13 protein-coding genes are annotated in these 11,150 nt (G+C 70.7%); 10 read left to right on the top strand and 3 right to left on the bottom strand.

All coding sequences use genetic code 11. The features are described from left to right. Positions 1-49 precede the first annotated feature (49 nt). From hisB to GXW78_RS23500, 6 genes are all read left to right on the top strand, one after another. Entirely contained in the window at positions 50-664 is a 615-nt protein-coding gene (gene hisB / locus GXW78_RS23525) for an imidazoleglycerol-phosphate dehydratase HisB (RefSeq protein WP_211871350.1), read from the top strand. Positions 665-666: 2 nt separating this feature from the next. After that, complete coding sequence (locus tag GXW78_RS23520; RefSeq protein ID WP_211871349.1) at positions 667-1,041, top strand: DUF2628 domain-containing protein; 375 nt, start codon at positions 667-669, stop codon at positions 1,039-1,041. Positions 1,042-1,056: 15 nt separating this feature from the next. Next, positions 1,057-1,716, top strand: a complete 660-nt coding sequence (hisH, locus tag GXW78_RS23515) for an imidazole glycerol phosphate synthase subunit HisH (protein WP_211871348.1) — start codon at positions 1,057-1,059, stop codon at positions 1,714-1,716. Then, positions 1,713-2,300, top strand: a complete 588-nt coding sequence (locus tag GXW78_RS23510; RefSeq protein WP_246522571.1) for a GNAT family N-acetyltransferase — start codon at positions 1,713-1,715, stop codon at positions 2,298-2,300. The genes hisH and GXW78_RS23510 overlap by 4 nt, the downstream gene beginning before the upstream one ends. A gap of 16 nt (positions 2,301-2,316) precedes the next feature. Beyond that, positions 2,317-4,050, top strand: coding sequence for an LIC_10190 family membrane protein (locus tag GXW78_RS23505; RefSeq protein ID WP_211871347.1), 1,734 nt, complete (start codon positions 2,317-2,319; stop codon positions 4,048-4,050). A gap of 128 nt (positions 4,051-4,178) precedes the next feature. Then, positions 4,179-5,147 carry a glycosyltransferase family 2 protein gene (locus GXW78_RS23500; protein ID WP_211871346.1) on the top strand — a complete coding sequence of 323 codons (969 nt, stop codon included), beginning with the start codon at positions 4,179-4,181 and terminating at the stop codon, positions 5,145-5,147. Here the strand turns inward: GXW78_RS23500 and GXW78_RS23495 are convergent. Continuing rightward, positions 5,116-6,093 carry a Bug family tripartite tricarboxylate transporter substrate binding protein gene (locus GXW78_RS23495; RefSeq protein ID WP_211871345.1) on the bottom strand — a complete coding sequence of 326 codons (978 nt, stop codon included), beginning with the start codon at positions 6,091-6,093 and terminating at the stop codon, positions 5,116-5,118. The two genes, GXW78_RS23500 and GXW78_RS23495, sit on opposite strands and share 32 nt — an antisense overlap. Positions 6,094-6,264: 171 nt before the next feature. Between GXW78_RS23495 and secB the strand changes: the two genes are divergently transcribed. From secB to GXW78_RS23480, 3 genes are read left to right on the top strand one after another with little or no spacing between them, the layout of a single operon-like run. After that, positions 6,265-6,768 carry a protein-export chaperone SecB gene (gene secB / locus GXW78_RS23490; RefSeq protein WP_211871344.1) on the top strand — a complete coding sequence of 168 codons (504 nt, stop codon included), beginning with the start codon at positions 6,265-6,267 and terminating at the stop codon, positions 6,766-6,768. A 54-nt stretch (positions 6,769-6,822) separates the two neighbouring features. Next, positions 6,823-7,905: a ferrochelatase gene (hemH, locus tag GXW78_RS23485; RefSeq protein ID WP_211871343.1), complete on the top strand. Its 1,083-nt coding sequence runs from the start codon at positions 6,823-6,825 to the stop codon at positions 7,903-7,905. Further along, complete coding sequence (locus GXW78_RS23480) at positions 7,902-8,546, top strand: HAD family hydrolase (RefSeq protein WP_211871342.1); 645 nt, start codon at positions 7,902-7,904, stop codon at positions 8,544-8,546. The genes hemH and GXW78_RS23480 overlap by 4 nt, the downstream gene beginning before the upstream one ends. Before the next feature lie 305 nt (positions 8,547-8,851). On the opposite strand, the gene GXW78_RS23475 is transcribed toward GXW78_RS23480, so the two are convergent. Beyond that, complete coding sequence (locus GXW78_RS23475) at positions 8,852-9,640, bottom strand: hypothetical protein (RefSeq protein WP_211871341.1); 789 nt, start codon at positions 9,638-9,640, stop codon at positions 8,852-8,854. 166 nt (positions 9,641-9,806) lie between these two features. Between GXW78_RS23475 and GXW78_RS23470 the strand changes: the two genes are divergently transcribed. Then, on the top strand, positions 9,807-10,661 hold the full coding sequence (locus GXW78_RS23470) for an NHL repeat-containing protein (protein WP_211871340.1): 855 nt from the start codon (positions 9,807-9,809) through the stop codon (positions 10,659-10,661). Between the two features lie 79 nt (positions 10,662-10,740). Here the strand turns inward: GXW78_RS23470 and GXW78_RS23465 are convergent, their stop codons facing one another. Continuing rightward, positions 10,741-11,133: a RidA family protein gene (locus GXW78_RS23465; RefSeq protein ID WP_211871339.1), complete on the bottom strand. Its 393-nt coding sequence runs from the start codon at positions 11,131-11,133 to the stop codon at positions 10,741-10,743. Positions 11,134-11,150 lie beyond the last annotated feature (17 nt).

The raw sequence follows: 11,150 nt of genomic DNA, 5'->3' as shown, positions 1-11,150 counted from the left end.
CTCGCGCAACGATTGCGGGACCGGGGCGGAGCGGCGTAGGAAGCGGCCCATGGATGGCCTCCACACCCCGCCGCGCCGCGCCGAGATCCAGCGCGAAACCGCCGAGACCTCGATCCACGTCGCCATCGACCTCGACGGCGCCGGCCGTGCGGAGGTGGCAACGGGGATCGGCTTCCTCGACCACATGCTGACGGCGCTGGCCCGGCACGCGATGATCGACCTCGGCGTCGCCGCCAAGGGCGACCTGCATATCGACTTCCACCATACGGCCGAGGATGTCGGCATCGTCCTCGGCCAGTGTCTGAAGAAGGCGCTGGGCGACAAGCGCGGCATCCGCCGGTACGGCGCCGCGCTGCTGCCGATGGACGAGGCGCTGGCGGAATGCGCCATCGACATTTCGGGCCGGCCCTTCCTCGCCTGGTCCGTGCCCTTCGCCCGCGACAAGGTGGGGGAGATGGACACCGAGCTGTTCGAGGAGTTCTTCCGCGCCTTCGCCTTCAACGCGGGCATCACGCTGCACATGACGCTGAAGGCGGGCACCAACGCGCATCATGTGGCGGAGGCCTGCTTCAAGGCCGCAGCCCGCGCCCTGCGGGAGGCCGTGGAACCGGACCCGCGCGCGGGTGGTACAATTCCCTCCACCAAAGGGGTGCTGGAGGCCTGAGGATGCGGGTGTGGACCGTGCATGTCAGGCCGCCGGCAGAAGGAGTGCCGGCGCGGGCGACGCTGCTGCGGGACGGCTTCGCGCCGATCGCGCTGCTGGCGCCGCCGCTGTGGTTCCTCGCTCATGGGCTGGTTGCGGCTACGGCCGCCTATGTGGCTCTCGTCGCCGTGATTTGCATCACGCTGCAGCCCGCCGCGGCGCTTGCGCTGGTTCTCGGTGTGAACCTTTTCATCGGCTTCGAGGCCCGCACCCTGCAAGGGTGGTGGCTTAGTCTGCGCGGCTGGCGGACCGAGGCGGTGGTGATGGGGCGGGACGCGGATGCGGCCTTCCTGCAACTCGCCGCCTGGCGGCCCGACCTGGCGCGCGCGGCGGACTGACGGGGGAGCAGGGGCATGGCGCAGCGTATCGCAGTGGTGGATCCGGGGTCGGGCAATCTAGCGTCGGTCGTCCGCGCCTTCGAGAAATCGGCCGAGGAACATGACATCGAGGCGGTGGTGAAGGTGGTTACCGCCGCCGCCGACCTGCGCATGGCCGACCGGATCGTGCTGCCCGGCCAGGGGGCCTTCGCCGCCTGCCGGCGCGGCCTCGATGCCCTGCCGGGCATGGTGGATGCGCTGGAGGAGCGGGTGCGGGGCCATGGCGTGCCCTTCCTCGGTATCTGCGTCGGCATGCAACTGATGGGCGACCGCGGCCTGGAGCACGGCGAGACGCCGGGCCTCGGCTGGATTCCCGGCACCGTCACCCCGATGGACCCGCGCGGCATCGACGGCGCGCCACTGCCGCTGCCGCAGATGGGCTGGAATGCGCTTTCCTTCGAGGAAGGCCACCATCCGGTGCTGGATGGCGTGAATCCAGGCGACCAGGTGTATTTCGTCCATTCCTTCGCCTTCGAGGCGGATGACCCCAAGGACGTTGCCGCCACCGCCGACTATGGTGGTCCCGTGACCGCCATCATCGCACGCGGCAATCTTGCCGGCCTCCAGTTCCACGTCGAGAAAAGCGGGCCGATCGGGCTCGTCATGCTCGCCAACTTCATGCGGTGGGAACCTTGAACGCATCCGTCGCCGTCAAGCCGCCCGGAAGCCTGGCTGTCGAGCGGGTCGAGCGTCTGTCCGATGCCGACCTCGCCGACCTCGCCGAGGCGACCGACGCCGCGATCATCGAGGGCGGCGGCTTCGGCTGGATCGAGCCGCAGGGCCGCGGCGCGCTGGAACGCCATTTCCGCGGCGTGCTGCTGGTGCCGGAGCGGGAGCTGTTCGTGGCGCGGCTGGACGGCCATGTGGTCGGCTCCGCCCTGCTGGTCCGTCCGCCGCGCAACAACGAGGCGCAGGCCATCGCCGCGACGCTGACCCACGCCTACGTAGCGCCTTACGCGCGCGGCTTCGGCCTCGCCCGGCTGATGGTGGCGAAGGTCGAGGAGCGCGCCGCCGCCCTCGGCCATCGGGTCATCAACCTGGATGTGCGGGAGACGCAGGCGACCGCCATCGCGCTGTTCGAGAGCCTCGGCTACCAGCATTGGGGCACGCATCCGTTCTATGCGCGGGTGCGCGGGCAGACCGTCGCCGGGCGGTACTACATGAAGACGCTCGAACCTGGCCGCGGACGCAGCACCGGCGCGTTGATCGAAGGCGGCTGACCGGAGACGGCGCTGCATGCTGATCGCGGCTGGATTGGTGCTGGTCACGGCAGCGATCTGCCTCGGTTATGGCGTTGTCATGCTGCGCCTGGCGGAGCGGCTGCGGCCCGGCCTGTCGGCGGGTGTCACGGCCGGGGACGTCGGCATCCTCGGCTACATCGCGGTCAGCCTGCTGGCGACGCTGCTGAACGTCGCGGTGCCGCTGTCGCCGGTGGTGGCGGGAACGGCCTGCGTGTTCGGCCTGATCCTGCTGGCGATGGGGGCGCGGCGGTTCTTCGCGCAGGGTGCGGGCTTCGGCTGGGCTGCCCTGCCGACGGTGGCCACGCTTGGCGCGCTGTGTGTCCTGCTTGGCCTGCTCATTCCCCGCTCCACCGCCGCCCATTACGATAGCGGTCTGTATCATGTGCAGGCGATCCGGCTGGCCATGGAGTATCCGCTGATCCTGGGCAGCGCGAACATCCACATGCGCTTCGGCTACAATTCCAGCCTGTTCCAGACGGCGGCGCTGCTGTCGGGCGGCGGGCTGTTCGGCATGGCTGGAGCGATCACCAGCAATGCGCTGCTGATGGCCTTCGTGCTGCTGGCCTCACTGCAAAGGGCGATCGCGACGCCCGCCAACTGGCGCCGGTCGGCGGTCTTTGCGCTGGCGGTCTGCGCGGTCGCGGTCGTCACGCCGATCCTGTCGTTCCGCGGTACCGTCGGCACGCCGAATTCCGACATCCCGAGCGGAATCATGGTGTTCTACGCCTTCGCCTTGGCGCTGCACCTCTCGGACCTCCAGCGCGATGCGGCGGCGACGGACCGGCGGGGCGGCACGGCTGTCCTGCTGTTCTGCGTGGTCGCGCTGGCGGTGACGCTGAAGCTGTCGGCGGCGCCGGCGGTTCTGCTCGCCGTGCTGCCGCTGCTTGCCTGGCGCCGCGCGGCGATCGCCGGGCGGGACCTCGTGCTCGGCATCGGCGCTGCGGCCGCGATCGGCGTGCCATGGCTGCTGCGCGGCGTTGCGACCTCGGGCTGCATCGCCTATCCGCAGCCATCCTCCTGCCTGCCGGTGCCGTGGCGCATCCATGCCTCCGTCGCACAATCGGACCTCGATTGGATGCGGTCCTGGGCTCGCCGCCCGGAGGTGCCGCCCGAGATCGTGCTGGCCGACTGGTCCTGGTTCCCCGACTGGGTCGCAGCACTGACGCGGGAGCCGGGCCTGCCGACCATTGTCGCGCTCGCCGCCGCGGCGGCGCTGCTGGCGCTTGCACGGCTGCTGCCGCCCGGTATCGCGACGGCATCGGCGGGCGCGTCACGGGCACCCTGCGCCGATATCTGGGTGCTGGCCGGGGTCGCCGTGGCCGGCATGGCTTTCTGGTTCGTCTCCGCACCGCTGGTGAGGTATGGGCAGAGTTGGATCGCCCTGCTGCCGATGCTGGCAATCGCACAATGCTGGCCCGTGAGCTTCCGCGGCCGGGCGCTGCCGTGGCCGGATGGCCGCCGCGCCGCCGCCGCGCTCGCAGCCGTGCTGGCGCTCGTCGCCATCGTCCAGACGGCCAGGCAGCCCCGGGCGCGGCTAGCCGACACTGCCTTGCCGCACTACCCGGCGACCGCGGTCGCGCTGCGCGGCGAGCATGCCGGCATTCCGATCACGATACCGGTGCAGGGTAACCAGTGTTGGGACGCGCCGAGGCTCTGCACCCCGCATCTGAAGGCCGGCCTTGTCCATGAGCCGTTCCTCTGGACGTGGTGGGTGCGGGATCCGTCCTGACGTACCGGCTGCGCGAGGCTTCCGAGCGGCTCGATCTGGTTTCCCCCGCGATCGAAGCGCACTAGCCTCGCAGGTCCCGTCCCCGGTCCGGGTGCATCCATCCGGATGGGATCTGCTCCAGGCCCCTCATGTCCCAACCGCGCATCGCCGTCCTGATCCCCTGCTACAACGAGGAAGTGGCGATCCCGCAAGTCGTCGCGGCTTTTCGTGCCGTGCTGCCGGAAGCCGTCGTCTACGTCTTCGACAACAACTCCCGCGACCGCACGCGTGAGGTCGCGGCCGCGGCCGGCGCCGTGGTGCGGATCGAAACGCTGCAGGGCAAGGGCAACGTCATCCGCCGCATGTTCGCCGACATCGATGCCGACGCCTATGTGCTGGTCGATGGCGACGACACCTACGACGCCGCGGCGGCGCCGGAGATGGTGCGCCTGCTGCTCAGCGAACGGCTCGACATGGTGACCGGCACGCGCGTCACGGAGGCGATCGCGGCCTACAGGCCCGGCCACCGTCTCGGCAACCATGTGCTGACGGGCGCGGTGCGGCTCGTCTTCGGCAAGCGCATCACCGACATGCTGTCGGGCTTCCGCGTCTTCTCGCGCCGCTTCGTGAAATCCTTCCCCGCCCTGGCGACGGGGTTCGAGACGGAGACCGAATTCACCGTCCATGCGCTGGAACTGCGCCTGCCGGTTGGCGAGGTGGTGACCGCCTATCGCGAACGCCCGGCCGGGTCGGCGAGCAAGCTCAACACCTGGCGCGACGGCTTCCGCATCCTGTGCACGATCTTCGCCCTGGTGAAGCGGGAACGGCCGCTGCCGTTCTTCGGCGGTATCGCGGCGGTGCTGCTGGTACTGGGCCTTGGCCTGTCGGTGCCGGTCTTCGTCCAGTACGCCGAGACCGGGCTAGTGCCGCGCCTGCCGACAGCTCTGCTGTCCACCGGGCTGGTGCTGCTCTCCTTCATCTCCCTCGCCTGTGGGCTGATCCTCAACACCGTGACGCGCGGGAGGCAGGAGGCGAAGCGCATGGCCTATTTGGCCCAGCGCCCCTTCGAGCCGACGAACGACGCCCCTATTCCACCCGCGCCCCGGATGCCCGGATGATCGGCGCCAGCCGTCGTTCCTCGGCGGCGCGGAAATCGGCGATCTGCTCGGGCGTGGTCCACCAGGCAGTCGCCCCCTGCTCGAGATACTGACGCTTCAGGTCCTCCGATTCCAGCGCGCGGCGTGCCAGCGCGGAGATGCGCTGCACGACCGCCGGCGGAATCCCGGCCGGGCCGCAGATGCAGGTCCAGGACGACATGTCGTAGCCGGACAGCGTTTCGGCGATGGACGGCGTATCCGGCACCACCGGGCTGCGCTGTGCCGAGGTGACGCCGAGCGCGCGGACCCGCCCCTCCTTCGCCTGGGCCAGGGCGCCGGGGATGTTGTCGAAGATCATGTGGACACGCCCGGCGATGATGTCCGGATAGGCCGCAGCGCTGCCGCGATAGGGGACATGTGTCATGTCGACGCCGGCCATGGTGCAGAACAGCGCCCCGGCGATGTGCAGCGTCGTGCCGGCGCCGGCCGAGCCATAGGAGTACTTGCCCGGATTCGCCTTCAGCAGCGCGATCAGCTCCGGCACCGAACGCGCCGGGATGTCGTTGTTCACCACCAGCAGGTTGGGCAACTGCCACAGGCCGCTCACGAAGGAGAAGTCGCGCTGCGCGTCGAAGGGCATGCGCGCGTAGAGCGTCGGCGAGATGGCGTGGGAGGCGATGCCCCCGAGGCCGATCGTGTATCCGTCCGGCGGTGCCTGCGCGATGGCCTGGTTGCCGACCAGCCCGCCCGAACCGGTACGGTTCTCCACCACGAATTGCTGGCCCGACAGGTCGGACATCTTCTGGCAGACCTGGCGCGAAAGCGTGTCGGTCGGTCCGCCGGCGGCATAGGGGTTGATGTAGCGCACGGGCCGGCTGGGCCAGGCATCCTGCGCCATGGCGATGCGCGGCACCCCCAGCGCGGCGGCGGCAAGCATGGCGCGGCGCCCGATGGCGACTGGTGTCATGCGGCTTCCTCCCCCGGGCCGTCTTCGCGGCCGGTCAGGCCGAAGCCTAGGACGGCCCGGCCCGGCGATGCGAGATGAAACGGCACGCCGTTTGCCGCCCCCGCCCCCGCGTGCTAACGCGCCGCCACCCTTCCGGCGCGCCCGTCGTGCCCGACTTCGAGAGGCCCTGACATGTCCGACCAGCCGATCCCGCCCCAGGGCATCAACGGGGGTGCCAACCCCGCCACCGGCCCGGTGGTGCTGAACATCCAGTTCACCAAGGACCTGTCCTTCGAGGTGCCGGGCGCCCCGGAGATCTACCTGACCCTGCGCGACGCCCCGCGGATCGACATCGCGCTCGACGTCCAGGCCCGCCGCCTGCAGGACGGGCAGGAGACCTACGAAGTCTCCCTGCAGATCCGCTGCGACGCCAAGACGAACGAGGGCAAGACGGCCTTCATCGCCGAGCTGGTCTATTGCGGCATCTTCACCCTGAACGGCCTGCCCAACGAGATGCTGGAGCCGGTGCTGCTCGTGGAATGCCCGCGGCTGCTGTTCCCCTTCGCGCGCAACATCCTCGCCGACGTCACCCGCGACGGCGGCTTCCCGCCGGTGCTGCTCTCGCCGATCGACTTCGTGCAGCTCTGGCAGTCGCGCCGCGGCCAGCCCGAGGCCGCGCCGGTCGCGAACGCCTGAGGCCACACGCCTTGTGCTGACGCGGGGTCGCCCCGCGTCATCTCGGCCAGCACCATGACCAAGCGCCGCGTCGCCATCGTGCTGTTCAACCTGGGCGGTCCCGATCGCCCGGAAAGCGTTCGTCCGTTCCTGACGAACCTTTTCACCGATCCGGCGATCCTGCGGGTGCCGGGCTTCGTGCGGCCTTGGCTCGGTCGCCTCATCGCCTGGCGCCGCACGAAGCCGGCGCTCGAGAACTACGCCTTCATCGGCGGCCGTTCGCCGCTGCTGGAACTGACGCAGGAACAGGGCCGGGCACTCGATGCCGCCCTCGCCGGCGACCCGGCCATCGAGGCGCGCAGCTTCGTCGCCATGCGCTACTGGCACCCCCTGTCGGATGCCGTCGCGCGCGACGTCCAGGCCTGGAAGCCCGACGAGGTGCTGCTGCTGCCACTCTACCCGCAGTATTCGACCACCACGACCGGCAGTTCCGCCACCGCCTGGGACGAGGCCTGCGCGGCCATCGGCCTGTCGGTGCCGACGACGATGCTCTGCTGCTGGCATTCGCATGGCGGTTTCGCATCCGCCACGGCGGCGCTGGTCCGCGGCGCTTATGCGCAAGCGCGCGCGGCGCTGCCGGACGACGTGCCGCTGCGCCTGCTGTTCTCCGCCCACGGCCTGCCCGAGAGCATCGTGAAGGCCGGCGACCCGTATCAGTGGCAGGTGGAACGCACCGTCGCGGCCGTGCGTCGGGAACTCGGCGACATTGCCGAGATGGACCATGCGGTCTGCTACCAGTCCCGCGTCACGCCCCAGGTCTGGATCGGGCCGTCCACCGAGGCCGAGATCGAGCGCGCCGCGCATGACAAGGTCGCGCTGCTGGTCTGCCCGATCGCCTTCGTCTCCGAGCATTCGGAGACGCTGGTGGAGCTCGACATCGAGTATCGCGAGGTCGCGCACAAGCTAGGCGTGCCCGGGTATTTCCGCGTGCCGGCGCAGAATAGCGACGCCGGCTTCATCGCCGCCCTGGCCGATCTCGCCCGCGGGGCGCTCGCGTCGGGGCGCACGCTCTGTTCCTACGCCGGCGCGCGGCAATGCCCGAAGCAGCAGGGCGACTGCCCGCATGCCCGCGCCCGGATCGCGGAAGCCGCCGCATGAGGCCGCGCGCCGTCCTGTTCGACTGCGATGGCGTGCTGGCGGACAGCGAGATGGTGGTGAACGCGCTGGTCGCCGAACAACTCACCGCGCTGGGCTGGCCGATGACGGCGGCGGAAGCGCGCAATGCCTTCCTCGGCCTCGCGCTGCCGGACATGGTGCCGCACATCGAGGCGCGCGTCGGCCCCCTGGCACCGGGGTGGGCGGAGGAGATGTCGATCCTCATCGCCCGCGAGATGGCCCGGCGCACGCCGGCCGTGCCTGGCGCGGCCGAGGCGGTGCGTCGCGTCGTCGCGGCGGGCATCCCGGTCGCGGTGGCGTCGAATTCCGGCCGGGTCGAGCTGGCGGCTAAGATGCGCGCCCTTGGCCTCGCGCCGGTTTTCGCCGGGCGCATCTTCTCCTTCGAGGACGTCGACCGGCCGAAGCCCTACCCGGACATCTACCTGGCCGCGGCGGCGGCCTGCGACGCCGCCCCGCAGGATTGCGTTGTGGTCGAGGACAGCGTGCCTGGCGTGCGCGCCGGGGTGGCCGCGGGGTGCCGCGTACTGGGTTTCGCGCACGAGACGCCGCGCGGCGTGCTGGCGGCGCATGGTGCGGAGCCGTTCGGTTCGATGGATGAGCTCGGCGGGCTGCTGGGGCTGTAGCGATGGGCTCTGATTGAGCGACAGGCGGAACCGAGAGGGGCGCTGCCCCTCCCGGACCCTCCCCGCCAAAGGCCGAAGGGCCTTTGGAAACCTCCACTTGGCGTTGGACGCGATGGAAGTGCTGTCAGGGGCAGGACAGTCTTAGGGTTCGCGCCTGATGCATCTCGGCCGAGGAGCAGTGGGGCGCGCATTTCGGGCCCGGCACCCGGTCGAGGTTTCCAAAGGCCCTTCGGCCTTTGGTGGGGTGAGGTCCGGAGAGGGGCAAAGCCCCTCTCCGGAAACCCTGAGCGCTCAGAGTGCTGGCGTCACGCCCCCGGGCAGCCCACCACCACCCGCTGCAACGTCTGCACCCCTTCCGCAGTCTGCGTCCATCGCGCGTCGGACTGGGGCGGGTTCAGCAGCCGCGAGGCTTCGGCAAGATCACTGCAGCGCTGGTCCTCCGCACCGCAGGACACCGACACACCCATCATCCGTGCGCTGCCACCGTAGAACCGGGCCGAGCTGTTGCCCGGCGAATCGCGCAGCAGCGTGTCGGCCTCCGCACGCAGCAGGTCGTTGTCGGGGCAGATGTTCGCGCGGGGCTGACCGGAGCGGCGGTCGTAGATGGCGGCGAGCAGTTCCTCCCGCCAGGTATTGCGTTCGGCCGGGGTATTGGCGCCGCCGGCGGCGAGCGCGGCTTGCCCCGCCGTGACGGCGCAATCGAGATAGCCGGCGCGCTGGCCGGCGGCGGCGCTCGCCGCCTGGCGACGGCAGGCGCGGGCGCGCAGAGCCTGGGCCTCGGCACAGGGCTTGTCGGCCGCGCCGTTGCAGGCGGCCACGGGTTCCTGCGCCACGTCGCCCCAGGCGCCCTGCGCTGCGGCGGCGGCCATCCGGGTGAGCTGGGCGGTGCCGGCATTGGCGGCACTGCCGGCGGCGCCGGCGGCGACCTGCCCCACCGGCCCCGCAACCGCGCCCGCGACCGCGCTGGAGGCGGCTGAGCCCGCAGCGCTGCCGGCCAGCGAACCTGCGGCGCCCGTGGCCTGCTCGCACCCGGCCAGCAGGCCGAGCCCGAGCACCAGAAAGGCGGGGCGGAAGAGCAGGCGGCGGTCCGGCATGGCGTCGTTCTCCTGTGACGGGCGCAGGCTATGCCGAAACCTCACCCGGATCATACCCATGCCGGGGCGTGGCATCGGCGCGCCAGTGAACCGTTGCGCAGGCCCCGGCCGTTGCCCCTCGCTCCTCTCCGGGCCACGCTGCGCTGGCTTTCGGAGGGTTCAGATCATGGCGCGCCACCAGCTCTACGTCCGCCTCGGCGACACGCGCTATCGCGTCGAGCGTCCCTGGGGTGAGGTTCCCCAAGGCATGGGCGTGCCGAGCGACGTCGCCTGCGATGCGGAGGGCCGCGTCTATGTCCAGCTTCGCCGGGATCCGATGACGGACCCGGAGAATCCGGCCGTCGTCGTGCTCGCCCCCGATGGCCGGCGCATCGATGCCTGGGGCGGGGCGGAGGTCGCGGACGGCCACATGCTGTCTGTCCATCCCGATGGCCGCGTCTTCGTCGTGGACCGCGACGCGCATGAGATCATCGTCTTCTCGCGAGATGGAAAGCGACTGGGCGGCCTCGGTCGCCGCGACCACCCGGGCGAGCCCTTCAACGCACCCTGCGATGTCGCCTTCGGCCCGGACGGATCAATCTACGTCGCCGATGGCTACGCGGCCTCGGTCGTGCACCGCTTCAGCGCCGAGGGCACGCCGATGGCCCGCTGGGGGCATGAGGGCACCGGCCCCGGCGAGTTCTCCACCCCGCATTCGGTCTGGGTGCTGCCGGACGGGCGCGTAACCGTGGCGGATCGCGAGAACAACCGCGTTCAGGTCTTCACGCCGGACGGGTCCTGGCTGGACACCTGGCACGGCAACCACAAGCCGATGAGCGTGCACGGCGCGCCGGGCGGCGGGCTGTATGTGACGGACCAGGTGCCGCAACTCTCGCTGCTGGGGCCGGACGGGACAATTCTCGGGCGCTGCCGGCCGGTGCTGAACGGGGCACACGGCATGTGGTGCGGGCCGGATGCATGCATCTATCTGTCGGAGCAGAACCCGGCGCGGCTGACGCGGCTGGTGCCGGTGGAAGGGTAGGCGACGACCGCGCGCCGGTCGAAGGATCCGGCGTGCGGGATCGCCGCACGCGTGGCTTCCGGGCGGCAGCCGCTGACGTTCAGGCGGGGATCCGCGCGATGACCTTGATCTCGAAGTCGAACCCGGCGAGCCAGGTGACGCCGACCGCCGTCCAGTTCGGATAGGGCGCCTGCGGGAAGACCTCCGCCTTGACGGCCATGACGGTCGCGAACTGCTTCTCGGGATCGGTGTGGAAGGTCGTCACGTCGACGATGTCGTCCAGACCGCATCCACCAGCCGCCAGGGTCGCCTCGAGATTGGCGAATGCCCGACGGACCTGGGCCTCGAACTCCGGCTCGGGCGAGCCATCGCTGCGGCTGCCGACCTGGCCGGACACGAACAGGAGGCTGTCGGACCTGATCGCCGCGGAATAGGTCTGCGCGGTGTAGAGGTCATGCCGGCCGGCAGGAAAAACGGCGTCACGCTTGGCCATGGGGCAGTCTCCTCGGG

Origin of the sequence: Neoroseomonas terrae (genome assembly GCF_018129025.1) — a bacterium.
GTDB lineage: Bacteria > Pseudomonadota > Alphaproteobacteria > Acetobacterales > Acetobacteraceae > Neoroseomonas > Neoroseomonas terrae.
This window is presented reverse-complemented; position numbering and strand designations above follow the sequence as displayed.

Excerpts from the sequence above, each read along its gene's own strand:
- GXW78_RS23480 (WP_211871342.1), top strand. The coding sequence starts at position 7,902 with ATGAGGCCGCGCGCCGTCCTGTTCGACTGCGATGGCGTGCTGGCGGAC.
- hisH (WP_211871348.1), top strand. The coding sequence starts at position 1,057 with ATGGCGCAGCGTATCGCAGTGGTGGATCCGGGGTCGGGCAATCTAGCG.
- GXW78_RS23505 (WP_211871347.1), top strand. The coding sequence starts at position 2,317 with ATGCTGATCGCGGCTGGATTGGTGCTGGTCACGGCAGCGATCTGCCTC.
- GXW78_RS23495 (WP_211871345.1), bottom strand. The coding sequence starts at position 6,093 with ATGACACCAGTCGCCATCGGGCGCCGCGCCATGCTTGCCGCCGCCGCG.
- hemH (WP_211871343.1), top strand. The coding sequence starts at position 6,823 with ATGACCAAGCGCCGCGTCGCCATCGTGCTGTTCAACCTGGGCGGTCCC.
- secB (WP_211871344.1), top strand. The coding sequence starts at position 6,265 with ATGTCCGACCAGCCGATCCCGCCCCAGGGCATCAACGGGGGTGCCAAC.
- GXW78_RS23520 (WP_211871349.1), top strand. The coding sequence starts at position 667 with ATGCGGGTGTGGACCGTGCATGTCAGGCCGCCGGCAGAAGGAGTGCCG.
- GXW78_RS23500 (WP_211871346.1), top strand. The coding sequence starts at position 4,179 with ATGTCCCAACCGCGCATCGCCGTCCTGATCCCCTGCTACAACGAGGAA.
- GXW78_RS23470 (WP_211871340.1), top strand. The coding sequence starts at position 9,807 with ATGGCGCGCCACCAGCTCTACGTCCGCCTCGGCGACACGCGCTATCGC.
- hisB (WP_211871350.1), top strand. The coding sequence starts at position 50 with ATGGATGGCCTCCACACCCCGCCGCGCCGCGCCGAGATCCAGCGCGAA.
- GXW78_RS23465 (WP_211871339.1), bottom strand. The coding sequence starts at position 11,133 with ATGGCCAAGCGTGACGCCGTTTTTCCTGCCGGCCGGCATGACCTCTAC.
- GXW78_RS23475 (WP_211871341.1), bottom strand. The coding sequence starts at position 9,640 with ATGCCGGACCGCCGCCTGCTCTTCCGCCCCGCCTTTCTGGTGCTCGGG.